Here is a 24,152-nt window from a genome sequence, read left to right on the forward strand (position 1 = left end):
GGTAAGCAAAGGGCAAATGGGCGGGAGCCGCGTTAACGATGGCATGCGGCGGGCCGCTTCTATGCCGAAGCGGACCTCACCGTGCGGCCGAGCGCGCCGAACACCGTCTTGACGATGCCGGCGCTGTCGAGACCGGCGTCGGCATACATCTTCTCCGGCTTGGCATGGTCGGTGAAGGCGTCGGGCAGGATGAGCGGGCGCACCTTCAGGCCATGCTCCAGCAGGCCCTCGCGGGCGAGGAAATGCAGCACCTGGCTGGCGAAGCCGCCGATGGCGTTCTCCTCCACCGTGATCAGCACCTCGTGCCCGGCGGCCAGGCGTCGCACCAGCGCCCCGTCCAGCGGCTTGGCGAAGCGCGCATCGGCGACCGTGGTGGAGAGACCGGAGGCGTTCAGCTCCTCGGCGGCGAGCAGGCAGTCGGCCAGCCGCGTGCCGAAGGAGAGCAGCGCCACCTTGCTGCCCTCGCGCAGGACGCGGCCCTTGCCGATCTCCAGGAAGGAGCCGCGCTCGGGCATGTCGACGCCGACGCCGTTGCCGCGCGGATAGCGGAAGGCGATCGGGCCTTCGTCATAGTCGGCGGCGGTGCGCACCATGTGGCGCAACTCCGCCTCGTCGGCGGCGGCCATGACGACGAAACCCGGCAGGCTGGCGAGGTAGGTGGTGTCGAAGGCGCCGCAATGCGTCGCGCCGTCGGCGCCGACGAAGCCGGCGCGATCGATGGGAAAACGCACCGGCAGCTTCTGGATGGCGACGTCGTGCACGACCTGGTCGTAGGCGCGCTGCAGGAAGGTCGAATAGATCGCGGCGAACGGCTTCAGGCCCTCGGCGGCAAGCCCGGCGGCGAAGGTGACCGCATGCTGCTCGGCGATGCCGACGTCGAAGGTGCGCGACGGAAAGGCCTCGCCGAACAGGTCGAGGCCGGTGCCGGACGGCATGGCGGCGGTGATCGCCACGATCCTGTCGTCGCGCTCGGCCTCCTGGACCAGGCTTTCGGCGAAGATCTTGGTGTAGCTCGGCGCGTTGGCGGGCGCCTTGGCCTGGGCGCCGGTGATGACGTCGAACCTGTTGACGCCGTGATACTTGTCGCTGGCGGCCTCGGCCGGTGCGTAGCCCTTGCCCTTCTGGGTGACGACATGGATCAGCACCGGCCCGTCGCCATTGTCGCGGACGTTCTTCAGCACCGGGACCAGATGGTCGAGATTGTGCCCGTCGATCGGCCCGATGTGATAGAAGCCGAGCTCCTCGAACATCGTACCGCCGGTGACGTAGCCGCGCGCATGCTCGACGGCGCGGGTGACGGCGCGGTCGACGCGCTTGCCGAGATAGGAGGTGAGTTTCTTGCCGATGTCGCGAAAACCCATATAGGCGCGCCCGGAGGCGAGCCGCGCCAGATAGGCGCTCATGGCACCGGACGGCGGGGCGATCGACATGTCGTTGTCGTTGAGGATGACGATCAGCCGGGCGTCCAGCGCGCCGGCATTGTTCATCGCCTCATAGGCCATGCCGGCCGACATGGCGCCGTCGCCGATGACCGCGATCACGTTGTTGCGGCCGCCCTTGAGGTCGCGCCCCACCGCCATGCCGAGCCCGGCGGAGATCGAGGTGGAGGAATGCGCCGCGCCGAACGGGTCGTAATCGCTCTCGGCCCGCCTGGTGAAGCCGGACAGCCCGCCCTCCATGCGCAAGGTGCGGATGCGGTCGCGCCGGCCGGTCAGGATCTTGTGCGGATAGGCCTGGTGGCCGACGTCCCATATCAGCCGGTCGTCCGGCGTGTCGAAGACATAGTGCAGCGCCACCGTCAGCTCGACCACGCCGAGCCCGGCGCCGAGGTGCCCGCCGGTGTGCGACACCGCGTCGATCAGCTCGGCGCGCAGCTCGTCGGCGACCTGGCGCAGCTCGCCTTCGGGCAGGGCGCGCAGGTCGGCCGGGATGCGGACCTTGTCGAGAAGGGGCGTCTTCGGGGGCTGGGTCACTTGTCTTTCGCCTGCACGTGTCCTTGTGCCTGCACGCAGCATCAAGTCGAAGGGGATAAGGACTAAATCCGCCCTTGTAAATGCGCGGCGGTGACGCGGGCCGGGGGCAGCCGCGCCGTGACAAGACGAGACGCTCACCCCGTCTCCTCGCCGTCCCAGTAGCGGCGCGTCGCCGCCATGTCGAAAATGTCGTCGTCGCTGCGCAGCGCGCGCACCATCACCTTGTTGGAATCCGGATAGACGCAGACGTCGTTGGGGTTGCGCTCGCCGATCATCAGATAGGCGCAGTGGCCGCCGCCGCTGTTCAGGAAGGAATGCCCGACCTTGCGGCCGGCCGGGAAGCAGACATAGTCGCCGGGCCTCATCACGTGGCGTTCGTCGCCGAGCAGCAGCGTCACCTCGCCTTCCAGGACCAGGGCATGCTCCTCCTCCAGCATGTGGTAGTGGCGGGGACACAGGCGCATGCCCGGCGCCGGCGATTCGATCAGCACGCCGACGTGATAGGTCTCGCCGACCGCGGCATGGGTCAGGTGCTTCGAGCGGCCGCCGAAGCGCGGGCCTTCGCCCTCGATCGTCCATGCGACGTCGCCGGAGGAAATCGGCGGCGCGATGCCGGCGGGCGGGTCGAGCGCATCGGTCGCCGCCTCGGACGGCGCCTCCTCGCCGTCCGGCAGGCCGGTATCCTCGCCGTCCCAATAGCCGCGCAGCGCTGCCAGGTCGAAGACGGCGCGCCGTCCGAGCGCGCGCACCAGCACCTTTCCGGAATCGGTGTAGACGGCCACCTCGTCCGGCCTGTTCTCGCCCAGGATCACGTAGCGGCAGACGGCGCCGCTGTCGTTGACGAAGCCGTGCCCGGCCTTCAGCCCGGCGGGAAAACAGGCATAGTCGCCGGCCTTCAGCGGATAGGACGCCGCGCCGATGCGCACCGTCATCGCGCCGTCGAGCACGTAGACATGCTCCTCCTCGAGGATGTGGTAGTGCGCCGGATTGCTGCGCATGCCGGGCGCCAGCTCCTCGATGGCGACGCCGACATGGTAGCTCTCGCCGACCGCCGCCAGCGTCAGGTGGCGGTAGCGCATGCCGAAGCGCGGGACCGGCGCGTACTCGATCCAAGGCACTGAGGCGGCGGAGATGGGCCTCAAGAGAGACATGCAACAGCCTTCTCCCGTGGGCGCGCAATGTCAATCGCGCCGTGTCCGGCAGGTGACAGTCCTACACGGCCGACAACGCCTCATCCCTCCGGCAGCGGGATGAACTCCTCCGCGTCGCCCGGCACGATGTCGAAGCGGCCGGTCTTCCACTCCTGCTTGGCCTGCTCGATGCGCTCCTTCGAGGAGGAGACGAAGTTCCACCAGATGTGGCGCGGCGAGCCGAGCGAGGCGCCGCCGAACAGCATGAAATGCGCCCCGCGCTCCGACGACACGACGATCTCGTCGCCGGGGCGGAAGACCAGCAGCCGGTCGGACGGAAAATGGTCGGCGGAAATGTCGACGTCGCCTTCAAGCACGTAGATGGCGCGCTCCTCGGCGTCGGCGGGGATCGCCACCCTGGCGCCGGGGGCGAGAGCGATGTCGGCATAGAGCGTCTCGCTCGCCGTGCGCACCGGCGAGCGCAGGCCGGAAAAGCCGCCGATCACCAGGCGCCCCGACACGCCGCCGTCGTCGAAGGTCGGCAGCACGGCGCGGGCGGTGTTCTCGAAGCTGGGCGCCACCTCCTCGCTGTCCTCGGGCAGAGCTATCCAGGTCTGCAGGCCGGACATCGACATCGGCGCGCCGCGCAGTTCCTCCGGCGTACGCTCGGAATGGACGATGCCGCGCCCGGCGGTCATCAGGTTCACGTCGCCCGGCTCGATCACCATCTCGGTGCCGAGCGAATCCCGGTGCCTGATCCTGCCGTCGAACAGATAGGTGACGGTGGCGAGCCCGATATGCGGATGCGGGCGCACGTCGAGCGCCTGGTCGGCGCGCAGGATCGCCGGGCCCATGCGGTCGAAGAAGATGAACGGGCCGACGAGACGGCGCTTCGCCGTCGGCAGGGCGCGCCGCACCTCGAAGCCGCCGATGTCCCTGGCATTCGGGATCACCATCAGCTCGATCGCGTCGCAGGCGAAGGCATCGCCGGGTTGGGGGTCGTTTCCGGGGAAGAAGCTCATGGGACACCTATTCCGTGGCAGCTTTCGCGATCGCCCCTTCTAGCGTATTCTCCCGGACATGAACGAACTTTTGAGAAAGGCTGTGGAAGCGGTGCAGCGCCTGCCTGACGCGGATCAGGAGGAGGTCGCTCGCATGATGCTCACAGTCGCCGAAAGCGATGCTGTCGAGGACATCGATGCCGCGCATCTGCCGGATGTCCTGGAAGGTCTTGCGCAGATGCGGCGCGGCGAGTTCGCGAGCGATGCGGAGATCGCGGCCACGTTCCGGCGGTTCGCATCGTGAAGCTGCGGCTTACGCGCCGCGCCAACGACAATCTTGCCAGCATCGCCGATTATTTGAGAGCGCACAGCCCGCAGGCGGCGCGACGCGTCCGGGCAAACATTTTTTCGTCTTTTCAGTTGCTCACGTCGTTCCCGTTTGCCGGCCGGCGGCAATCGACCGAGGGCGTCTGTAAACTGGTGACGACCAAATATTCCTACTTGATCTATTATGCCGTGGATGAGGCGGACAAAGCGATTGTCGTGCTGAGCGTCAAGCATCCTTCGCAGGAACGCGAACACGAGGACGAATAGAGAAGCCCGACCCTGGCGCCCGGCTGCGCGCCCGCGAGATGCGGGCTGCTCCCCGAGGAAAGAAGCTCATTCGAAAACGATCTCCGGCTGCTTCGGGAAGCGCTGAGCCGAACGGGCGCGCGCCTTTATGGCCTCTTCCTCGCGATCCCGGGGCGGCTGGTTGGTCTCCATGGAGGAGAGCAGTTCATGCGCCGCTGCCGCGATCGTCTCGACGGCGCGGTCGAATGCCGCCTCGTTGCGCTTCGACGGCCGCGTCGAGCCGCTCACCTTGCGCACGAACTGCAGTGCGGCGTCGCGGATTTCCGCATCGGTCGCCGGTGGATCGAAGTTGAACAGGTTCTTGATGTTGCGGCACATGGGTCAACCTCCCTGGCCTATGGCTTGTTCTCCGGATCGCGGCCGATCCTCAACGTCGCGCCGTCGGAGCGGGTGATTTCGATGACGGTCTCGATCCGGACGAGCCGGCGGTCGATGTCGTCGACCTGCCCTGCAAGCTTGTCGACATTCCGTTCCAGCCTTTCGACCTTGCCGGTCAGTTCCACGACCGTCTTGAGACCGGCCATGATGTCGCCCAACGCACTCATGTGCGCCGCCGCTCGGCAAGCTCCTTCAGCGTTTTCTCGATGTTGGCGTTGGTACGGTCAACCGCACGCGATGCCCGCTCTGCACTTGCCCGGAATTCACGCGCCAGCACGGCCAGTTCCTCCAGTTGGCGCATCTCTTCCGGATCGTAGGCTTCCACCGATCGGCGAACGATCTCCCCCACGGAAAGCCCTGCCTTTCGGGCTTTCGCCTCGAGATTGGACTTTTCGCCCGGGGTCATTAGGGTAACGACCCGTGCGGTCGCGGTTTCACGGCCAACATCCATGCCGACCTCCTATGCACATGACATTATCATAGTCACAGGCGGAAGGTCTTTCAAGCAAGCGCCCAGCGCGTCGGTCTACTCCCCGTCGAGCGGCTCGACGCCGACCGGCTTGCCCTCGCGCGACAGCCGGATTTTCTCGACCTTGTCTTCCGCTGCCTTGAGCAGCCGGTCGCAATGCGACTTCAGCGCCTCGCCGCGCTCGTAGATGCGGATCGACTGGTCGAGCGGCACGTCGCCGCGCTCGAGGTCGTCGACGATGCGCTCCAGCGCCTCGAGCGCCTGCTCGAAGCTCATGGCCTTGATGTCGGTGTTGGCTTCCTCGGCCATGCTCATCCTTTCATCATACGCCGGACATGGACGGCGACCGACGACGACAGACCGTCGAGGTCGTAGCCGCCCTCCAGCAGGCTGACCAGGCGGTTGCCGGCGCTTTTCGCGGCGCGGTCGAGCAATTGGCCCGTCGCCCAGTCGAAGTCTTCTTCGGTCAGGTTGATCTCGGCCAGCGGATCGCGGTGATGCGCGTCGAAGCCGGCCGAGACGATGATGAGATCCGGCGCGAAATCGCCGACCGCCGGCAGCACGCGGGCGCGAAAAGCCTCGCGGAACAGGTCGCTGCCGGTGCGCGGCGACAGCGGCGCGTTGACGATGTTGCCGGCGCCGGTCTCGTGCTTGGCGCCGGTGCCGGGATAGAGCGGCATCTGGTGGGTCGAGCAATAGAGCACGCTCGGATCGTCCCAGAAGATGTCCTGCGTGCCGTTGCCGTGATGGACGTCCCAGTCGACGATGGCGACGCGCTCGGCGCCGTGCCTGCGCTGCGCGTGGCGGGCGGCGATCGCCGCGTTGTTGAACAGGCAGAAGCCCATCGCCGTCGATTTCTCGGCGTGGTGGCCGGGCGGGCGCGACGCGACGAAGACATTGTCGGCCTTGCCGGAAAACACGTCGTCCACGGCCGCATTGGCCGCGCCGACGGCGCGGATCGCCGCCTCCCAGCTCTTCGGGCTGACGGTCGTGTCGGCATCGATGGCCTGGATGCCTTCCTCGGGGATCGCCTTGCGCACGGCTTCGACGTGGCGCTCCGGATGGGCATAGAGCAGCGTCGCCTCATCGGCTTCCGGCGCCTCGGCGCGGTCGAGCGCCTCGAAAGCCTCGTCGTCGAGCACGCGGGCGACGGCGCGCAGCCGGTCCGGCCGTTCCGGATGGCCGGGCGGCGTCAGATGCTCCAGGAAGACCGGATGCGAATAGAGCTTGGTGACCATGCCCCGATATAGGCGCCTCATTTCGTTTTGGCCATGGCCGGGAATGGCACGATCGGCGTTGCTCAACAGGCTTCCTGACAATCGCATCGCCGTCGCGGCCCGGCGGACGCCGGCGGCAATGCTCACGCAATCGTGTCGAACGACGTTCCCGATCCGGCCATGGTTGCCCGATAATGCCCGCGCAAGGAGACGGACATGCGAAGAACGATTCCCGGTCTGCTGGCGCTGCTCGTTGCCCTCGGCCTCGCGGTCGCGGCGGCGGCCGAGCCGCTGCGGTCCGGACATCCCGTCTTCGACCGGGCCGTCCAACTGGTCACCCGCGAGTTCTACGACGGTTCGGCGCTCGACCGCTTCAATGAAGCGGTCCGGCGCGAAATCGAAGATCCGCGGTCCCCGGTTGGAGCGGAAAGCCCGCCCGCGCGCGTCGATGCCGCCATCGAGGCGATCCTTGCCAGCCTCGGCGCGTCCCACACCGGCCGCTTCCGCCCCGGGACGATCGACTACTACGAACTGGCCGACATTTTCCGCTACGCCATCCGCGACGACAGGCGCAGGCTGTTCCCGCCCAACGGCGACGCCAGCTATCCGGGCATTGGCATGGTCGCCCGGCAGGACGACGGCCGCTGGTTCGTCACCGACGTCTATGACGGCCTGCCCGCCGACCGGGCCGGCGTTCTTGTGGGCGACGAGATCATGACCGTCGACGGAAAACCCTATGACGAGATCGCGTCGTTCCGGGAAAAAGTCGGCAAGACGGTCGGGATAAAACTCCGCCGCCGGGCGGATGCGGAGCCGGTCGCCGTCGAGGCTAGGGTCGAGCATCTGCGGCCGCTGGCCATGTTCGAGCGGGCGATTGCACAGAGCGCGGAAATCATCGAGCGCGACGGCCGCAAGATCGGCTATGTCCGGCTGTGGACGCTTGCCGCGCCGCGCTCCATGGAGGTGGTGGCCGAAGCCCTTGCGAGAGGGCCGCTCAAGGATGCCGAGGGCCTGCTGCTCGACCTGCGTGGGCGCTGGGGCGGCGGCAGCGCCGACGCGGCCGAACTCTTCCTCGGCCGCACGCCGCCGTTCCGGCTGATCCCGCGCAGCGGCCAGGATTTTCTCGCCAATGTGCGCTGGCATCGGCCGGTGGTCGCCATCGTCGACGAGGGCACGCGCAGCGGCCTCGAAGTGTTCGCATACGCGCTGAAGCTCAATGGCATCCCGCTCGTAGGCACGCGCACGGCAGGGGCCCTGCTGGCCGGCCGCGCCTACGTGCTGCCGGACGACAGCCTGCTCGAACTGGCGGTCTCGGACGCGGTCATCGGCGACAATGTCCGCCTCGAGGGCGCCGGCGTCGAGCCCAGCGTCGCCGTGCCGTTCAGGCTGCCCTATGCGGCCGGCGGCGATGCGCAGCGCGAGGCGGCAACCGAGGAGATGCAGCGCATCCTGGCGCGCGGGTGAGTTCGGCGCCGGAGCTCCGGCCTCGCCCGGGCGGGCGAATCGAACTCGGCGGCCTCGGCTCGCGGTCCGGCCCAATCTCGTCGGCACGACCATCGCCGCGCTGCTGCAGGGACCGCGCCCGCATGATGCCCCGCCTCCTTGGGGCGGGAAGGCGACGGACGGGCGGGGAGAGGTTCCATTTCGACCGGAAAGGCGCCGCGCGGACGGAAGTCCGCCATGGGCCGCTAGACCGTGGTGAACATGCTCTTGATCGTCGCGACGATCCGGCGCCGGATGCCGTCGTTCTCGAACTGGACCCGCAAAGCCTTGAAACTGGATATTCCAAGCGAGCCAAATCCTGCGCATCTTGCCCTCCAGCGCAAGGAGCTTGCCATGTATACGCCTCCCGCCTTTCGTGACGACGATCAGCAGAGCCTGAGGGCCACGATCCGTGCGGCACGGCTGGCGAATTTCGTCACCGCGACCACGGAAGGCCCGCTGGCCACGCCGTTGCCGCTCTACCTCGACGAAAGCGAGGGCGAGCACGGCGTGATCTACGGCCATCTGGCCAAGGCCAATCCCCAGTGGCGCGTTCCGCCGCTGGGCGATGGACTGGCGATCTTCATGGGACCGGACGCCTATGTGACGCCGTCGTGGTATGCGACCAAGCAGGAAACCGGGAAGGTGGTGCCGACCTGGAATTATGTCGCCGTCCATGCTTACGGCCCGGTCGAGTTCTTCACTGATCCAGGAAGGCTGCTGCAAGTCGTGAGCCGTCTGACCGATCTCCACGAGGGCGAACGGCCCTCGCCCTGGACGGTGTCGGACGCGCCGGCGGATTTCATCCAGGCGCAGCTACGCGGCATCGTCGGCCTGCGCATGCCGATCGCCCGCCTGGAGGGCAAGCGCAAGATGAGCCAGAACCGCGCTGCGGCCGACCGCGCCGGCGTTGCCTCGGGCCTCGCCGCGAGCGCGCGCGCTTCCGACCGTGACGCCGCGCGTCTCATCCCCCGCGAAGACCTGCTCGCCGGTTCCGCGTAACGGTGCCGATCATGATGCCAGCGACGTAATTCACGCGCTGCGGCTTCGTTGATCGTCTCACCCGGGCCGAGTTCCTCCTGCGTCGCGGCGCATACGTTCGCCGGCGTGGCGCGGAAGGCGCCGCTTCCCCGGATCGCTACTCACGTTCAGGGAATGTTCGCCGGACGATGTCGCCCCGGGGGTCGCGTCCGATAACTTTCCGGCATAGAGTGCCGCCACTGTCCGGTGCCCGCCTCGCGGGAGAATCGGGAACACGGTGGAATCCCGTGGCGTGTCCGCTGTAAGGGGGACCGCGCCGGCATGTGCCACCGCCTTGCGGCGGGAAGGCGCCGGAGGCGGGGCGAACCCGAGCCAGAAGACCGGCCGGACAGGAAGGTCATCCGCAAGGCCGGGCGGATCGACTTGTCCAATGAATCGCGAGGGGACAAGCGATGCCCGCAGGCGCCACATCTTCCGCCCATGCCTTCGAGGAGGCGGACCGCGAGGCGGTCTACCGGGCCATCTCAACGCGCCGCGACGTGCGCGCGCATTTTTCCGGCGAGCCGGTCGACGACGCCGTGCTGGCGCGGCTGATCGAGGCCGCCCACCACGCGCCCTCGGTCGGCTACATGCAGCCGTGGAATTTTGTCGTCATTCGCGACGCGGCGCGCCGCGAGCGGGTGCGCGAGCTCTTCCTCGCCGCCCGACTGGAGGAGGCGGAGCGGATCGCGGGTGACAGGCAGGCGCTCTACAAAAAACTGCGGCTGGAGGGCATCTGCGAGAGCGCGCTCAACCTCTGCATCACCTGCGACCGCAGCCGGGCGCGGGAAACGCCGCTCGGCCGCTGGCACAACCCGCAGATGGACCTCTACAGCACCGTCTGCGCCGTCCAGAATTTCTGGCTCGCCGCACGTGCGGAAGGCATCGGCGTCGGCTGGGTCAGCATCTTCGACGAGGCGGCGCTGAAGGCGTTGCTCGGCATTCCCGAGCATGTCGTGCCGGTGGCCTATCTCTGCGTCGGGCGCGTTTCCTGCTTCGCCGAGAAACCCGACCTGGAGACGCAGGGATGGCGTAGCCGCATGCCGGCGGCCGAACTCGTCATGAGCGAGACTTTCGGCGGGGAAGGCGAAACAGGGCTGAAAGCGGCGATCGCCGGCAGGTAGTCGCCCCGTGGCCGACCGAAAGAGCGAAAAAAATCCTCAGCGCGCCAAAAACCCTTCCAGCATTGCCTTGAAAGCTGCCACCGCCTTCTTCGAGGTCGCTTCCGGGTCGTCGGAATTGGCGATCCACTGCGCCGCGTAGAGGGAGGCGCCGCTGATCAGGCGCGCCGCCGCCTCCGGATCGATGTCGGCGACGGCGCCGTCCGCCTTCAGCCGGGCGAGGCTCCTGGTCATGGACGAGATGCAGGCATTGGCGTTGGGCCATTGCGCGGGGTCGCCGAGCACGGCAGGCCCGTCGCGCAGCATGATGCGCTGGATCTCCGGCTCGAGCGCCATCTCGATATAGGCGACAGACTCGTCGACAAAACCCTGCCAGCGGTTCGGCGCGCGGCCCGAGATGGTGCACAGCCGCTCGTTCATCTCGGCATCGATCTCGGCGATGACCGCCTGCAGCAGGCCTTTCTTGTCGCCGAAGTGATGGTAGAGCGCGCCGCGGGTGAGGCCGGCGGCGGCGGTGAAATCGTCCATCGACGCGTCCGCGTAGCCGATGGTTCCGAAGGCCTGGCGGGCGGCGGCGAGCAGCTTTGCGCGGGTTTCCGCAATCATCTCGCTGCGTGGTCTGTGGGCCATTGCCGTCCTTTCCCATACGAGCCGTATATTTATTTCACGTACGACGCGTATATTAATTGACATACGATCCGTATGCAATTAACTGAATGCATACGCTACGTATGTAAGTGACGTCGCCCCGGGAATCCAGGAGCATCCCCATGTCCAATCCCTATCGCGAAATCTTCAGGGCACCAGGCGCCAAGGGTTTTGCCGCCGCCGGCTTCCTGGCACGGCTGCCGCTCGCAATGGCTCCCATCGGCATCGTCGCCATGCTGTCGCAGGCGCTCGGCGAATACTGGCTGGCCGGCGCGGTGTCGGCCACCTTCGCGCTGACCAACGCCCTGGTGGCGCCGCAGATCTCCCGGCTGGTCGACCGCCTCGGCCAGGCCAAGGTGATGGTGCCGGCCACGATCGTCTCCGTGGCCGCCTTCACGGCCCTGATCGCTGCCACCAACCAGGGCTGGCCTACCTGGACGCTGTTCGCCTCGGCGCTACTCGCCGCCACCATGCCCAGCATTCCGGCGATGGTGCGCGCGCGCTGGACGGAGATCTTTCGCGACCGTCCCGAGCTCAACACCGCCTTCGCTTTCGAATCGGCCGCCGACGAGCTCGTCTACATCGCCGGCGCGTCGGTATCGGTGGGCTTGAGCGTGGCGCTGTTCCCGGAAGCCGGAATGCTGGTCAGCACGCTGTTCCTGGCATTCGGATCGGCCGCCTTCATCCTGCAGCGCTCGACCGAGCCGCGGGTGCGGCCGGTGGAGCACGGCGGCGGCGGTTCGGCGATCCGGCAGAGGCCGGTGCAGATCATCACCTTCGCCCTGATCTTCATCGGTGCGATCTTCGCGACCGCCGAAGTCAGCGCCGTGGCGATCACCAAGGAGCTCGGCCAGCCCGGCGCCGCCAGCCTGGTCATCGGCGTCTACGCCGTCGGCTCCTTCGTCGTCGGCCTGATCGTCGGCGCGCTCAACCTGAAGATGGCGCTGCAGCGGCAACTCGCCATCGCCGTCGCCATCATAGCGCTGACCACGCTGCCACTGCTGGTCGCCGACACGGTGCCGCTGCTGGCGCTGGCCGTGTTCGTCAGCGGCGTGGCGATCTCGCCGACCTTCATCACCGCCTTCGGCCTGATCGAGCGGCGCGTGCCGGAGGCGATGCTGACCGAGGGCGTCACCTGGGTGATGACCGGCATCGGCATCGGCATGGCGCTCGGAGCCTTCGCGGCCGGTTGGGTGGTCGACAATTTCGGCGCGCAGAACGGTTTCTGGGTATCCGTCGTCGCCGGGACGATCTCCCTGCTCACCGTGTTGCTCGGCCAGCGCACGCTGGCCGGCGACCGGGTCAGGAGCCTGCCCGCCGCGGCCCCGCAACCGGCGGAATGATCCGGCGCATAAGCGAAAAGGGCTCCGGCGGAACGTCGGAACCCTTTTCATTTGGGATGATTTGCTTCTCCGGCACGCTTGCGGCCGCACAATCCGTCAACGATCCCGGCGCTTGCGCGGCGGCCAACGCTGGGCTCCGTGCAGCAGGCGGAGGATCTGAACTTCTGCTGCCTTCGCGCGAATACGATACACCGCCAGGAAAGACGTACCCGTAATCACCAGCTCGCGCGTGCCGCGCCTGCGGCCGGGACGGCCCGCTTCCGGGAAATCGGCCAGCCCATTGGCGGCGCTCTGGATCCGGTCGCCCTGCTCGATGGCAGCCCTCGGATTGTCCCTGGCAATGTAGGCGAGCTGCGCGTTGCGCTCGGCAATCGCCTTTGACAGCCATCGGACCAGCAAGCAGTCTACTCAGCCGCCGAGCGTCGGGATTCTTCTTCTTCCAGCCGCCGGACAAGTGCTGCGCGGGTCTCGGCCCAATCCTTCTTCGCTTCGTCGTTGCTCACCCACTCCGTATTCGGGTCGTCGGCTTCCCTGATCGCGGCATCGATTTCGGCATCGAACCACGCGTCATACTCCCGTTTCGCCTGCGACCGCTCGACCGCCTCGCGCATCAGCACGCGCAGAAGCTGGGCGGCCGTGCGATCCTCGGCCTTGGCGGCATCGGCGAAGGCGGATTTCAGCTCTTCATCGACGCGGAAGGTGAACGTGCTGTCGGCCATTGCGGCACCCGTGTGTTACATGTCGAGTACATCATAACACACAGCTGCGGGGCCGCCAACGCGGCCGGCCAGGCCTAAAGAATCGTCGTCCTGGCGATCCTGATGCCGAACCCTTCCAGGCCGACATAGTGACGCTCGCGCGAGGCGACTAGGTCGATCGACTGCACGCCGAGATCCTTGAGGATCTGCGCGCCCAGCCCGATCTCGCGCCACTCCGCTTCGCGGCGGCGCGCCTCCTCGTGGCTCTCGCGCTCCTCGTTGGCCGGGCGGTTGCGGCCGGCATGGGCGACGCCGACGGAACCCTCGCGCAGATAGACGACGACGCCGCGCTTGCGCTCGCCGAAGGAGGCCAGCAGATCCTTGAGCGCCGTGCCCTTGCCGAACACGTCGTTGACGACGTCCTCCGAATGCAGGCGCACCGGCACGTTCTCGCCGTCGCGGATGTCGCCGAACACCACGGCGAGATGGTGCATGACGTCCCATGGCAGGCCGTAGGTGAAGACCTGCGCCTTGCCGCCGGCCGTCTCGATTTCGGTGCAGGCGAGACGCTGGACCAGCGTCTCCTTGCGCTGGCGGTAGGCGATCAGATCGGCGACCGACACCTGCTTCAGCGCATGTTTTTCGGCGAAAGCCGCCACCTGCGGGCCGCGCATCACCGTGCCGTCGTCATTGACCAGTTCGGAGATCACCCCGACCGGCGGCAAATTGGCGAGCTTGCACAGGTCGACCGCTGCCTCGGTATGGCCGGAACGCATCAGCACCCCGCCCTCGCGCGCAATCAGCGGGAAGATATGACCGGGGCGCACGAAGTCGGAGGCGCCGGCATTGCCGTTGGCGAGGTTGCGCACGGTGAGCGTGCGGTCGTCGGCCGAGATGCCGGTGGTGGTGCCGTGCTTGAAGTCGACGCTGACGGTAAAGGCGGTGGTGTGGGCCGAATCGTTGTCGGCCACCATCGGTGCCAGGTTGAGCCGGCGCGCGTCCTCGCGCGTCATCGGCGTGCATACGATGCCGGAGGTGTTGCGCACGATGAAGGCCATCTTCTCCGGCGTGCAGTGGATCGCCGCGACGATCAGGTCGCCTTCGTTCTCGCGATCGTCGTCGTCGGTGACCACGACGATCTCGCCGCGCTCGAAGGCGCGGATGGCTTCGACGACTCGTTTTTGATCGTAGGGCATTATTCGCTCGATCCGTTGGCTGAGCGAATAGCGAATAGGGAATAGCGAATAGAGAAGAAGAGCGCGCCGCCCGGCGTCACGCTGTCGATATCCACCATGTATTCGCTACTTCCTATTCGCTATTCGCTAAATTCTACCCGTCTGCCCCCGATGCCGCAGATAATGGTCGGCGATGGCGCAGGCAACCATCGCCTCGCCGATCGGTACGGCGCGGATGCCGACGCAGGGGTCGTGGCGGCCCTTGGTCATCACCTCGACGTCGCGGCCGTCCTTGTCGATCGACCGGCGCGGGGTGAGGATCGACGAGGTCGGCTTGACGGCGAAGCGCGCCACCACCGGCTGGCCGGTCGAGATGCCGCCCAGAATGCCGCCGGCGTGGTTGGAGAGGAAGATCGGCTGCCCGTCATTGCCCATGCGCATCTCGTCGGCATTCTCTTCGCCGGTGAGCCGCGCCGCGGCAAAACCCTCGCCGATCTCGACGCCTTTCACGGCATTGATCGACATCAGATTGCCGGCGATGTCCTGGTCGAGTTTTGCGTAGATCGGCGCGCCGAGCCCCGGCGGCACGCCTTCCGCGACGATCTCGATGAGCGCGCCGACCGAGGAGCCGGCCTTGCGGATGCCGTCGAGATAGGCGGCGAAAACGGGAACCGAGGCCGGGTCCGGCGTGAAGAACGGGTTCTCGGCATCGTGCACGAAATCCCAATTCCAATTGGCGCGGTCGATGTCCTTCCCGCCGATGGCGACCAGCGCGCCGCGCACGGTGAGGCCCGGCACCACCTTGCGGGCGAGCGCGCCGGCGGCGACACGCGCCGCCGTCTCGCGCGCCGACGAGCGGCCGCCGCCGCGATGGTCGCGGATGCCGTATTTGACGTCATAGGCGTAGTCGGCGTGGCCCGGCCGGTACTGGCGGGCGATGTCGCCATAGTCCTTGGAGCGCTGGTCGACATTCTCGATCAGCATCGACACCGGCGTGCCGGTCGTCACCAGCGCGTCACCGTCCTCGACTATCCCGGAGAGGATTTTGACCTCGTCCGGCTCGCGCCGCTGGGTGACGAAGCGCGACTGGCCGGGGCGCCGGCGGTCGAGTTCGGCCTGGATGTCGGCGGGGGTGAAGCGGATGCCGGGCGGGCAGCCGTCGACCACGCAGCCGAGCGCCGCGCCGTGGCTCTCGCCCCAGGTGGTGACGCGAAAAAGATGGCCGAACGTGTTGTGCGACATGGAAAGGGTCCGAACCGACGCCCGCCTTCTATTGGCGTTTTCCCACGGGGTCAAATGCGGGAACCGGCAGAAATAGTTTTGACACATTCCCCTTGTTTCTGGTCAGGTAGGTCGGGGGAACCATCCGCGAAAACGCGGACAAAAAGCAGAAAGAGGACTCGACATGCGTACCCTGATCGGCGCGCTCTGCGCAGTATTGATGCTCACCGGAACCGCTTTGGCAGCCGAGGCGGAGGGCCAAATCAGGTCGATCGACACCGAAGCGCTGACGATCACGCTGGACGACGGAAAGTCCTACAAGCTGCCCGGCGAGTTCGATCTCGATTCGATCAAGGAAGGCATGGAAGTCCTGCTCGCCTATGACGAGATCGACGGGCAGAACCTGATCACCGACATGCAGCTTCCGGAATAGCCCTGCCGGCCGTCCAGTCTCACAGCCACTCCAGCTCGCCGTCCTCTACCCGCAGCACGCGGTCCTGGAAGATTTCGAGGCGGGCGGCGCCGCGTGGCGGCGTGTCGGCCAGCATGCGGAAGACGGTGCGGATGACGCCGCCATGGGTCACGCAGACCGTGGGGCGGGCAAGGGCCTCGAGCCAGGGGCGCACGCGGTCGAGCAGCATCTGATAGCTTTCCGCGCCCGCTCCCGGCGGCACGAAGTTCCACTTGTCCTTGTGGCGGGCAACGGTGCATCCCGGCTCGGCCTGCTCCAGCTCGAGGAAGGTAAAACCCTGCCAGTCGCCGAAACTCACCTCGACCAGCCGCGGATCGGTGGCATAGTCCCTGGGCGGAAGGCCCATGGCGGCGCGGACGCGTTCCATGGTCTCGCGGGTGCGCCGCATCGGGCTGGCGACGAAGTCGAACTTTTCCGGATCGTCGATCAGCTCGCGCAGCCTGGCGCCATTCCTGTCAGCCTGCTGTCGGCCGAGCTCGGTGATGTCGTTCTCGGCCTGGCCCTGCAGCCGGCCCTCGAGATTCCAGGCGGTCTGGCCGTGCCGGACGAAATAGACGAGCGGAAGCATGCGGCGCCCCGGTTGCAGGCGTTGGAGGGCCGCCGTCACTCCTTGACGACGCTGATGTCCGGCGCGTCGACGGCCTTCATGCCGACCACATGGTAACCCGAATCGACGTGGTGCACCTCGCCGGTGACGCCGCGCGACAGATCTGAGAGGAAGTACATGCCGGCATCGCCGACCTCCTCCGGGGTGACCGTGCGCTTCAGCGGCGCATTGTATTCGTTCCAGCGCAGGATGTAGCGGAAGTCGCCGATGCCGGAGGCGGCCAGCGTCTTGATCGGGCCGGCCGAGATGGCGTTGACGCGGATGTTCTTGCCGCCGAGGTCGACGGCGAGATAGCGCACGCTGGCCTCCAGCCCCGCCTTGGCGACGCCCATGACGTTGTAGTGCGGCATCACCTTCTCGGCGCCGTAATAGGTGAGCGTCAGCAGCGAGCCGCCGTCGGGCATCAGCGCCTCGGCGCGCTTGGCGACGTCGGTGAAGGAGAAGACGGAAATCTCCATCGTCCGCTGGAAGTTGGCGCGCGTGGTGTCGACGTAGCGGCCGTCGAGCTCCTCCTTGTCGGAGAAGGCGATGGCGTGCACGACGAAATCCAGTCTGCCCCACAGTTTCTCCACCTCGGCGAAGACGGCATCGAGCGTCTCCGGCTCGGTCACGTCGCAATGGCCGACGATGTGGGCGCCGAGTTCCTGCGCCAGTGGCTCGACGCGCTTCTTGAAGGCGTCGCCCTGATAGGTCAGCGCCAGCTCGGCACCCTGGTTGGCGCAGGCCTTGGCAATGCCGTAGGCGATCGACCGGTTGTTGGCGACTCCCATGATCAGGCCGCGCTTGCCGGCCATCAGCCCCTGTCCACCCGCCATTGCAACGTCTCCGAAATGCTGTCGCCCGCCCTATCGCATACGCTTTTCCGGCCTTCAAGCTTTGAAGAGCGCAAGCCCGGCCACACGATCGCGTGTCAAGCGGGAAACCGATGGGGCGGGGCATCAAGCCATGATCGATCGTGCTTCGCCGCCGGGCAACCGGGCATGACGCTTCCGCAGGGCACGCCGCGGCGCGATCTCGTCGACCCGCTTCCCCGACATGCTCGGCCGGTTTCTTGCTCGACGTCTTGAAATGGGCGCAACTTGAGCGCAACTTGAGCGCAGGGCATTCAATTTGCGTATAACCATGAGCAACACTCCCTTGCAAACGTCGGCGAAGCGCTTCGGCAGCGACGGCACGCCGTATCTGTCAGCCCGCCGTGTCGCCGAGCGGCTCGGCGTCACATTGGCGGAACTCGCCGCCATGATCGGCGTGGCGCGCAACACGTTGGTCGCCAAGAGCGGGGCGCGCAAGGTCGATCAGGCGCTGAGCCCGGTAGTGCGCATTCTGGCGATGGCGGGCGAGATGGCCGGCGGGGAGGACCGCGCGGCGATCTGGTTCAAGCACCAGCCTATCCCCGGCTGGGCGGGCAAGACTGCCCACGACCTCGTCCGGGAGGGCAAGGCCGACAAGGTGCTGGCCTATCTGGAGGGCGTCCGCGCCGGCGTCTATGCCTGAAGCGGCGGCGGGGCTGGTTCTGTGGCGCGCCTACGTGCCGCGCTGGTCCTGGCTGCCGCTGTCGGGCGACGGCGCGGCTCGCTTCGGCGGCCGCTGGAACCCGGTCGGTGCCCCGACCATCTACGCAGCGCGCGAGCTGTCGACGGCCTGGGCCGAGTACAATCAGGGTTTTGTCCAGCACCCGGCACTGATAGCCCGGCTCGAACTGACCGGCGCAAGGCTCGACCTTACCGACCTGCGGGTTTTCGAGCGGCTCGGCCTGACGCCGGACATCCACCACTGCGAGTGGCGGGCGATCCTTGATGCGGGCGGTGAGCCCGAAACGCACAGGCTGCGCGGGAAGCTGCTGGGGGAGGGCGCCGATGGCGTGATCTACCCGTCCATCATGTCGCCGGGCGGCACCTGCGTCGCTCTGTGGCGGTGGAATGCCGCGGGCGCGCCGCGGCTCGACGTCGTCGACCCGGAAGGCCGGCTGCCGAAATCGCCGGCCTCGTGGGTCTGAAGGCTACACCCTCGTCCCGCCGAGCGTCATCTGATTCATCCTGAGATGCGGCTGGCCGACGCCGACCGGCACGCCCTGGCCGGCCTTGCCACACATGCCGATGCCGGTGTCGAGCTTCATGTCGTTGCCGACCATGCTGACGCGGTGCATGGCGTCCGGGCCGTTGCCGATCAGCATGGCGCCCTTGATCGGCCGGGTCACCTTGCCGTCCTCGATCATGTAGGCCTCGGTGCAGCCGAACACGAATTTTCCCGAGGTGATGTCCACCTGCCCGCCGCCGAAGGAGACGGCGTAGACGCCGTTTTTGACCGAGGCGATGATCTCCTCGGGCGTATGCTCGCCGGCGGTCATGTAGGTGTTGGTCATGCGTGGCATCGGCTGGTGGGCGTAGCTCTCGCGCCGGCCGTTGCCGGTCGCCTTCATGCCCATCAGCCGGGCGTTCTGCCGGTCCTGCATGTAGCCGACCAGCTTTCCGTCCTCGATCAGCACGGTGCGGTTGGTCGGCGTTCCCTCGTCATCGATGGTGAGCGAGCCGCGCCGCTCGGCAATCGTGCCGTCGTCGACCACCGTGACGCCCTTGGCGGCGACCTGCTGGCCCATCAGGCCGGCGAAGGCGGAGGTCTTCTTGCGGTTGAAGTCGCCTTCCAGCCCGTGGCCGACCGCCTCGTGCAGCATGACGCCCGGCCAGCCCGAGGAGAGCACGATGTCGAACGTGCCGGCGGGGGCGGGGATCGCCTCCAGATTGACCAGCGCCTGGCGCAGGGCCTCCTTCGCCGCATGCTTCCAGCTGTCCTCCACAAGGAATTCGCCAAAACCTTTGCGGCCGCCCATGCCGTAGGAGCCGGATTCCTGGCGGTCGCCGTCGCCGACCACGACCGAGACGTTCATGCGCACCAGCGGGCGCACGTCGCGCACCAGCTGGCCGTCGGCGCGCACGATCTCGACCTGCTGCCACGACGACACCAGCGACGCCGTCACCTGGCGCACGCGCGGATCCTCGGCCCGCACCCAGGCGTCGATCTCCTGCAGCAGCTTCGCCTTGCCCTCGAAACTGGGCGATCCGGTCGGGTTCTCCTCGCCGTAGAGATGGCGGTTGGTGCGCGGCGGCGCCTCGGCGAGCGTGCCGGAATAGCCGCCCTTGACCGCCGACACCGCATCGGCGGCGCGCAGCAGCGCCGCATGCGAGAGCTCGCTCGAATGCGCGTAGCCCGTCGCCTCGCCGGCCACCGCGCGCAGGCCAAAACCCTGCTCGGTGTTGAAGTTGGCCGTCTTCAGCCGGCCGTTGTCGAACATCAGCGCTTCGCTCTCGCTGTATTCGAGGAAGAGCTCGCCGTCGTCGGCGCCGGAAATCGTGTCGGCGACGAGCGCCTTCACCTCGTCCTCGTCGACGTCGAAGCGGCTGAGCAGGCTGTCTGGCATGGGACTGTTCCGTGGTGGCGTTCTGTCGCCCTCAGATAGGGGAATGCGTGCGCAATTCCCACTGCCGTCCGGAATTGCGTTCATCGGAAACTGCAACCATTGTCGCAGATGATGAAAATATGTACGAAATTTTGCCTTGAATAAGGTACGATCGAGAAAAGCGGAAGGATGAAGAAACCATGCAGCGCATCGAAGCCACTCTGGGCGTCTCGATCTCCGACCTTAGAAAAAGCCCATCGTCGGTGATCGAATCCGCAAAAGGCGAGCCTGTCGCCATTCTCAACCATAACCGGGTCATGGCCTACATGGTTCCCGCCGAGGTCTATGAAGCCATGCTCGAGCGTCTCGACGATCTCGAGCTTGTGGAAATAGCCAAGGCGCGTGCCGGCGAGAAAGGCCTGCCGGTCGACATCGATGCCCTATAGGCTGGAATTTCTGCCATCCGCCCGCAAGGAGTGGGACAAGCTCGGAGCGACGATCCGCGCACAATTCGTCAAGAAGCTGCGCGAACGCCTCGAACACCCGCGCGTTCCGGCCTCGGCCCTTCATGGAATGCCGGACCACTATAAGATCAAGCTGCGCCAGTCGGGCTACCGTCTGGTCTACCGCGTACGGACGAAACAATAACGATTACGGTTGTCGCCGTGGGCAAGCGCGAACGAAGTGAAGTTTACGAGACCGCCCGACGGCGCTGACGCACCCTACACGTGGCGCCTACGGCAGCGCCGCGAAACCCTCGCCGAAGCCTGAGAGGTCGACCGGGATGCCGATGCCTTCCTCGGGTGTCTGGAAGACGATGAAGGTCGCCGCCTTGCCGGTCTTCAGTGTGTCGAGCAGCGGCTTCTCCAGGATCACCTCGGCATAGCAGCCGTCGCCGAAGCAGCGCACGAAATAGGCGCGGCCGATATCCTTGCCGTCGATGTTGAGGCCGAGGCCGTTGGGCAGCAGCACGCCGAGAGGCGCCAGCACCCGCAGGATCTCGGCCTTGTTGTCGGCGGTGCGCAGCACCACCACCGAAAGGCCCATTTCCGGCCGGTCCTCGGCGATCACGTTCTGCATCATCACGCACTGCTCGGCGGTTGCGCCGGCGGGCGTGTCGCAGATGATCGACCAGGCGCCGTGAGTCGCGCGCACCTTGCCGCTCTGCTGTGCGCCGGCGGGCAGGGTCGTCGCGAGTAGCGCGAGGCCGAACAGGCTCGCCAGGGCTTTCGAAAGGCCGGGTCTCATGGAGGCTCCGTTACGAATCAAGGCGCTTTCCGCCGCAATCATGGCAACTATAGGACATCGGGCCGGCCCGGCCAGTCGGGGCGGCCGATTTGCCCGGCTTTTCCGCAGCGCAGCGCCCCGCATGCCGCGCGGTGGCTCCCCCGGCGGTGCCGTCGGTGGTCGCGGGAGCCGCCGGAACGGCGCCCGCATCGCGCGCAAAAATGCCGCATGCCACCCGGTGCTCCTTCCTTGCGGTCGGAAACAGAGTATGGTTTGAACCAGCCGAACGGCGCCGGGATTCCCTTTCCGGCGGTCGAACCATGCCGATGCGCGACGGGCGTCGAAGCGGGAGTGAAGAGGGCAATGAAGAGACTTGTGACCGGTGCCGGGACGTTGGCGCTCATCCTTGGTTCGGCGGCCGCCGCCTTTGCCGACCAGCCGCATCCCTGGCAGTGGCGTTTCCAGGAAGCCGCGACCGGCATCATGGAGCAGATCGAGTGGTTCGAGGTCTGGACGCTCTGGTTCATCGTCCCGATCACCGTCCTGGTTCTGGGGCTGCTCGCCTACTGCATCGTCAAGTTCCGGGCGAGCGCCAATCCGGTCCCGTCGCGGACCAGCCACAACACCTTGATCGAGGTCATCTGGACGGTCGGCCCGGTCGTCGTGCTGCTGTTCATCGCCGTGCCGTCCTTCCAGTTGCTGACCGCCCAGTACAACCCGCCGGAAGAGGCCAGCATCACCATCAAGGCGACTGGCAACCAGTGGAACTGGGACTACGAATACCAGGTCGACGAGCCGCTTTCCTTCAATTCGGCAATTCTCCAGGACGCCGACCGGGCCGCCGCCGGCAAGGAGGACAGGGCCAGGTATCCGCGGCTGCTCGCCGTCGACAACGAGGTTGTCGTTCCGGTCAACGCCACCGTGCGCGTGCTGGTCACCGCCGCCGACGTCATCCATGCCTTCGCCATGCCGGCCTTCGGCATCAAGACGGACGCGGTGCCGGGCCGCATCAACGAGATCTGGTTCAACGCGCGCAAGGAGGGGCTCTATTACGGCCAGTGCTCCGAGCTCTGCGGCAAGGACCACGCCTTCATGCCGATCGCGATCCGCGTCGTCTCGGACGAGCAGTACAACACCTGGCTGACGGCAGCCCGCACCGACCTCAACGGCGCCAACCGGGCGCTGATGGCCGCCGTCGACGGCGCGCCGTCGGTCGCGGTGGCGGGCAACTGAGCGCGTAGCGCAGGCAGAAATTAGGGAACGGAGCGGAACATGGCAGGCGCTGCAGCTCACGAAGACCATCACGACCACAAGCCGCGCGGTTGGGTCCGCTGGGTCTATTCGACCAACCACAAGGACATCGGCACGCTCTACCTGATCTTCGCGATCTGCGCCGGCATCATCGGCGGCTTCCTGTCAGTGATGATGCGCTGGGAGCTCGCCGAGCCGGGCATCCAGATCTTCACCGGTCTCGCCCAGATGGTCTACGGCTTCGAGGGCGACGCCGCCATCGACGGCGGCAAGCACATGTTCAACGTGTTCACCACCGGCCATGCGCTGATCATGATCTTCTTCATGGTCATGCCGGCGCTGATCGGCGGCTTCGCCAACTGGATGGTGCCGATCATGATCGGCGCCCCGGACATGGCGTTCCCGCGCATGAACAACATCTCCTTCTGGCTGCTGCCGCCGGCCTTCCTGCTGCTGCTGCTCTCCATGTTCGTGCCCGGCCCGACCGGCGGCTACGGCGTCGGCGGCGGCTGGACGATCTACCCGCCGCTCTCGACCTCCGGCCAGCCCGGACCGGCCATGGACCTGGCGATCCTGGCGCTGCACATCGCCGGCGCTTCGTCGATCCTCGGCGCCATCAACTTCATCACCACCATCTTCAACATGCGCGCGCCCGGCATGACGCTGCACAAGATGCCGCTGTTCGCCTGGTCGGTGCTGATCACCGCCTTCCTGTTGCTGCTGTCGCTGCCGGTGCTGGCGGGCGCCATCACCATGCTGCTGACGGACCGCAATTTCGGCACGACCTTCTTCGCGCCGGACGGCGGCGGTGACCCGATCCTGTTCCAGCACCTGTTCTGGTTCTTCGGTCACCCCGAGGTCTACATCCTGATCCTGCCGGGCTTCGGCATTGTCAGCCACATCGTCTCGACCTTCTCGAGAAAGCCGATCTTCGGCTATCTCGGCATGGCCTACGCCATGGTGGCGATCGGCGCGGTCGGCTTCGTCGTGTGGGCCCACCACATGTACACCACCGGCATCTCGCTCGACACGCAGCGCTACTTCGTGTTCGCGACCATGGTGATCGCGGTGCCGACGGGCGTGAAGATCTTCTCGTGGATCGCCACCATGTGGGGCGGCTCGATCTCGATGCGCACCCCCATGCTGTGGGCGATCGGCTTCATCTTCCTGTTCACCGTGGGCGGCGTCACCGGCGTGCAGCTCGCCAATGCCGGCCTCGACCGCTCGCTGCACGACACCTATTACGTGGTGGCGCACTTCCACTACGTGCTGTCGCTCGGCGCCGTCTTCGCCATCTTCGCGGGCTGGTACTACTGGTTCCCGAAGATGACCGGCTACATGTACTCGCCGCTGATCGCCCGCACCCATTTCTGGGTGACCTTCATCGGCGTCAACCTGGTGTTCTTCCCGCAGCATTTCCTCGGCCTGGCCGGCATGCCGCGCCGCTACATCGACTATCCCGATGCCTATGCGGGCTGGAACATGGTTTCGTCCTACGGCTCCTACATCGCCGCCATCGGCGTGCTGATCTTCCTGTTCGGCGTCTTCGAGGCGTTCTCCAAGAAGCGTGTCGCCGGCGCCAACCCGTGGGGCGAGGGCGCGACGACGCTGGAGTGGCAGCTCTCCTCGCCGCCGCCCTACCACCAGTGGGAGCAGCTGCCGAAGATCAAGTAACGGCGCTGCAATGACATT

29 protein-coding genes, 1 pseudogene and 1 riboswitch are annotated in these 24,152 nt (G+C 66.7%); of the genes and pseudogenes, 13 read left to right on the forward strand and 17 right to left on the reverse strand.

Annotated features, from left to right (window positions below):
- Positions 1-59 precede the first annotated feature (59 nt).
- The 3 genes from dxs to AC5JDC_RS10255 all read right to left on the reverse strand — a co-directional run bounded on the left by dxs (position 60) and on the right by AC5JDC_RS10255 (position 4,125).
- Positions 60-2,015 carry a 1-deoxy-D-xylulose-5-phosphate synthase gene (gene dxs / locus AC5JDC_RS10245; protein WP_495841272.1) on the reverse strand — a complete coding sequence of 652 codons (1,956 nt, stop codon included), beginning with the start codon at positions 2,013-2,015 and terminating at the stop codon, positions 60-62.
- A gap of 92 nt (positions 2,016-2,107) precedes the next feature.
- The gene (locus AC5JDC_RS10250; protein WP_495841273.1) at positions 2,108-3,124 is read right to left on the reverse strand and encodes a cupin domain-containing protein; all 1,017 of its coding nucleotides are present in this window, start codon (positions 3,122-3,124) and stop codon (positions 2,108-2,110) included.
- An 80-nt stretch (positions 3,125-3,204) separates the two neighbouring features.
- Positions 3,205-4,125, reverse strand: a complete 921-nt coding sequence (locus AC5JDC_RS10255) for a pirin family protein (RefSeq protein WP_495841274.1) — start codon at positions 4,123-4,125, stop codon at positions 3,205-3,207.
- A gap of 58 nt (positions 4,126-4,183) precedes the next feature.
- On the opposite strand from AC5JDC_RS10255, the gene AC5JDC_RS10260 reads away from it, so the two are divergent.
- Together AC5JDC_RS10260 and AC5JDC_RS10265 are read left to right on the forward strand one after the other, a co-directional pair.
- Positions 4,184-4,408 (forward strand): hypothetical protein, encoded by a 225-nt coding sequence (locus AC5JDC_RS10260; protein ID WP_495841275.1) that lies wholly within the window; start codon positions 4,184-4,186, stop codon positions 4,406-4,408.
- Positions 4,405-4,698: a type II toxin-antitoxin system RelE/ParE family toxin gene (locus tag AC5JDC_RS10265; protein ID WP_495841276.1), complete on the forward strand. Its 294-nt coding sequence runs from the start codon at positions 4,405-4,407 to the stop codon at positions 4,696-4,698. Before AC5JDC_RS10260 ends, AC5JDC_RS10265 begins: the two co-directional genes overlap by 4 nt.
- A gap of 66 nt (positions 4,699-4,764) precedes the next feature.
- Here the strand turns inward: AC5JDC_RS10265 and AC5JDC_RS10270 are convergent, their stop codons facing one another.
- From AC5JDC_RS10270 to AC5JDC_RS10290, 5 genes are all read right to left on the reverse strand, one after another.
- Entirely contained in the window at positions 4,765-5,055 is a 291-nt protein-coding gene (locus AC5JDC_RS10270; protein WP_106771633.1) for a DUF2277 domain-containing protein, read from the reverse strand.
- 17 nt (positions 5,056-5,072) lie between these two features.
- Positions 5,073-5,282, reverse strand: a complete 210-nt coding sequence (locus AC5JDC_RS10275) for a hypothetical protein (RefSeq protein WP_133170072.1) — start codon at positions 5,280-5,282, stop codon at positions 5,073-5,075.
- Entirely contained in the window at positions 5,279-5,566 is a 288-nt protein-coding gene (locus AC5JDC_RS10280) for a hypothetical protein (RefSeq protein ID WP_495841277.1), read from the reverse strand. The genes AC5JDC_RS10275 and AC5JDC_RS10280 overlap by 4 nt, the downstream gene beginning before the upstream one ends.
- 75 nt (positions 5,567-5,641) lie before the next feature.
- Positions 5,642-5,893, reverse strand: a complete 252-nt coding sequence (locus AC5JDC_RS10285; RefSeq protein ID WP_106771630.1) for an exodeoxyribonuclease VII small subunit — start codon at positions 5,891-5,893, stop codon at positions 5,642-5,644.
- 2 nt (positions 5,894-5,895) lie between these two features.
- Positions 5,896-6,822, reverse strand: a complete 927-nt coding sequence (locus AC5JDC_RS10290; protein ID WP_495841278.1) for a histone deacetylase family protein — start codon at positions 6,820-6,822, stop codon at positions 5,896-5,898.
- 195 nt (positions 6,823-7,017) lie between these two features.
- Here AC5JDC_RS10290 and AC5JDC_RS10295 point away from each other — a divergent pair, with 195 nt between their 5' ends.
- From AC5JDC_RS10295 to bluB, 3 genes are all read left to right on the forward strand, one after another.
- Positions 7,018-8,265, forward strand: coding sequence for a S41 family peptidase (locus tag AC5JDC_RS10295; RefSeq protein WP_495841279.1), 1,248 nt, complete (start codon positions 7,018-7,020; stop codon positions 8,263-8,265).
- A gap of 372 nt (positions 8,266-8,637) precedes the next feature.
- Positions 8,638-9,285, forward strand: a complete 648-nt coding sequence (locus AC5JDC_RS10300; protein WP_495841334.1) for an FMN-binding negative transcriptional regulator — start codon at positions 8,638-8,640, stop codon at positions 9,283-9,285.
- Positions 9,286-9,491: 206 nt separating this feature from the next.
- Positions 9,492-9,667, forward strand: a riboswitch (cobalamin riboswitch).
- A gap of 49 nt (positions 9,668-9,716) precedes the next feature.
- On the forward strand, positions 9,717-10,427 hold the full coding sequence (bluB, locus tag AC5JDC_RS10305; protein ID WP_495841280.1) for a 5,6-dimethylbenzimidazole synthase: 711 nt from the start codon (positions 9,717-9,719) through the stop codon (positions 10,425-10,427).
- 36 nt (positions 10,428-10,463) lie between these two features.
- On the opposite strand, the gene AC5JDC_RS10310 is transcribed toward bluB, so the two are convergent.
- Entirely contained in the window at positions 10,464-11,054 is a 591-nt protein-coding gene (locus AC5JDC_RS10310; RefSeq protein ID WP_495841281.1) for a TetR/AcrR family transcriptional regulator, read from the reverse strand.
- 140 nt (positions 11,055-11,194) lie between these two features.
- Between AC5JDC_RS10310 and AC5JDC_RS10315 the strand changes: the two genes are divergently transcribed.
- The gene (locus AC5JDC_RS10315; protein WP_495841282.1) at positions 11,195-12,415 is read left to right on the forward strand and encodes an MFS transporter; all 1,221 of its coding nucleotides are present in this window, start codon (positions 11,195-11,197) and stop codon (positions 12,413-12,415) included.
- Between the two features lie 96 nt (positions 12,416-12,511).
- Here the strand turns inward: AC5JDC_RS10315 and AC5JDC_RS10320 are convergent, their stop codons facing one another.
- From AC5JDC_RS10320 to aroC, 4 genes are all read right to left on the reverse strand, one after another.
- On the reverse strand, positions 12,512-12,814 hold the full coding sequence (locus tag AC5JDC_RS10320; RefSeq protein WP_495841283.1) for a type II toxin-antitoxin system RelE/ParE family toxin: 303 nt from the start codon (positions 12,812-12,814) through the stop codon (positions 12,512-12,514).
- 5 nt (positions 12,815-12,819) lie between these two features.
- Positions 12,820-13,134 (reverse strand): hypothetical protein, encoded by a 315-nt coding sequence (locus tag AC5JDC_RS10325; protein WP_495841284.1) that lies wholly within the window; start codon positions 13,132-13,134, stop codon positions 12,820-12,822.
- Between the two features lie 74 nt (positions 13,135-13,208).
- Positions 13,209-14,309 (reverse strand): 3,4-dihydroxy-2-butanone-4-phosphate synthase, encoded by a 1,101-nt coding sequence (gene ribB / locus AC5JDC_RS10330; RefSeq protein ID WP_495841285.1) that lies wholly within the window; start codon positions 14,307-14,309, stop codon positions 13,209-13,211.
- A 126-nt stretch (positions 14,310-14,435) separates the two neighbouring features.
- Positions 14,436-15,530, reverse strand: coding sequence for a chorismate synthase (gene aroC / locus AC5JDC_RS10335; protein WP_495841286.1), 1,095 nt, complete (start codon positions 15,528-15,530; stop codon positions 14,436-14,438).
- A gap of 163 nt (positions 15,531-15,693) precedes the next feature.
- On the opposite strand from aroC, the gene AC5JDC_RS10340 reads away from it, so the two are divergent.
- Positions 15,694-15,942 carry a DUF1344 domain-containing protein gene (locus AC5JDC_RS10340; RefSeq protein WP_106771620.1) on the forward strand — a complete coding sequence of 83 codons (249 nt, stop codon included), beginning with the start codon at positions 15,694-15,696 and terminating at the stop codon, positions 15,940-15,942.
- 19 nt (positions 15,943-15,961) lie between these two features.
- Here the strand turns inward: AC5JDC_RS10340 and AC5JDC_RS10345 are convergent, their stop codons facing one another.
- Complete coding sequence (locus AC5JDC_RS10345; protein ID WP_495841287.1) at positions 15,962-16,549, reverse strand: histidine phosphatase family protein; 588 nt, start codon at positions 16,547-16,549, stop codon at positions 15,962-15,964.
- 35 nt (positions 16,550-16,584) lie between these two features.
- The gene (gene fabI / locus AC5JDC_RS10350) at positions 16,585-17,403 is read right to left on the reverse strand and encodes an enoyl-ACP reductase FabI (RefSeq protein ID WP_495841288.1); all 819 of its coding nucleotides are present in this window, start codon (positions 17,401-17,403) and stop codon (positions 16,585-16,587) included.
- A 307-nt stretch (positions 17,404-17,710) separates the two neighbouring features.
- On the opposite strand from fabI, the gene AC5JDC_RS10355 reads away from it, so the two are divergent.
- Entirely contained in the window at positions 17,711-18,082 is a 372-nt protein-coding gene (locus AC5JDC_RS10355; RefSeq protein WP_495841289.1) for an antitoxin Xre/MbcA/ParS toxin-binding domain-containing protein, read from the forward strand.
- A complete protein-coding gene (locus tag AC5JDC_RS10360) occupies positions 18,075-18,584 on the forward strand; it encodes an RES family NAD+ phosphorylase (RefSeq protein WP_495841290.1) in 510 nt (169 codons plus the stop codon). The genes AC5JDC_RS10355 and AC5JDC_RS10360 overlap by 8 nt, the downstream gene beginning before the upstream one ends.
- A gap of 3 nt (positions 18,585-18,587) precedes the next feature.
- Here AC5JDC_RS10360 and tldD read toward each other — a convergent pair whose 3' ends face one another.
- Complete coding sequence (gene tldD / locus AC5JDC_RS10365) at positions 18,588-20,003, reverse strand: metalloprotease TldD (RefSeq protein ID WP_495841291.1); 1,416 nt, start codon at positions 20,001-20,003, stop codon at positions 18,588-18,590.
- Positions 20,004-20,182: 179 nt separating this feature from the next.
- Here tldD and AC5JDC_RS10370 point away from each other — a divergent pair, with 179 nt between their 5' ends.
- The gene (locus AC5JDC_RS10370; RefSeq protein ID WP_495841292.1) at positions 20,183-20,428 is read left to right on the forward strand and encodes a type II toxin-antitoxin system Phd/YefM family antitoxin; all 246 of its coding nucleotides are present in this window, start codon (positions 20,183-20,185) and stop codon (positions 20,426-20,428) included.
- Positions 20,418-20,698 (forward strand): annotated as a pseudogene (locus AC5JDC_RS10375) (type II toxin-antitoxin system RelE family toxin). The gene AC5JDC_RS10370 and the pseudogene AC5JDC_RS10375 overlap by 11 nt, the downstream one beginning before the upstream one ends.
- A gap of 19 nt (positions 20,699-20,717) precedes the next feature.
- Here AC5JDC_RS10375 and AC5JDC_RS10380 read toward each other — a convergent pair.
- On the reverse strand, positions 20,718-21,230 hold the full coding sequence (locus tag AC5JDC_RS10380; protein WP_106771610.1) for an invasion associated locus B family protein: 513 nt from the start codon (positions 21,228-21,230) through the stop codon (positions 20,718-20,720).
- Positions 21,231-21,572: 342 nt separating this feature from the next.
- On the opposite strand from AC5JDC_RS10380, the gene coxB reads away from it, so the two are divergent.
- Positions 21,573-22,442 (forward strand): cytochrome c oxidase subunit II, encoded by an 870-nt coding sequence (gene coxB, locus AC5JDC_RS10385; protein WP_495841293.1) that lies wholly within the window; start codon positions 21,573-21,575, stop codon positions 22,440-22,442.
- A gap of 39 nt (positions 22,443-22,481) precedes the next feature.
- Positions 22,482-24,134: a cytochrome c oxidase subunit I gene (gene ctaD, locus AC5JDC_RS10390; RefSeq protein WP_106771608.1), complete on the forward strand. Its 1,653-nt coding sequence runs from the start codon at positions 22,482-22,484 to the stop codon at positions 24,132-24,134.
- Positions 24,135-24,152: the final 18 nt, after the last annotated feature.

It is taken from the genome of Kumtagia sp. (genome assembly GCF_059502445.1).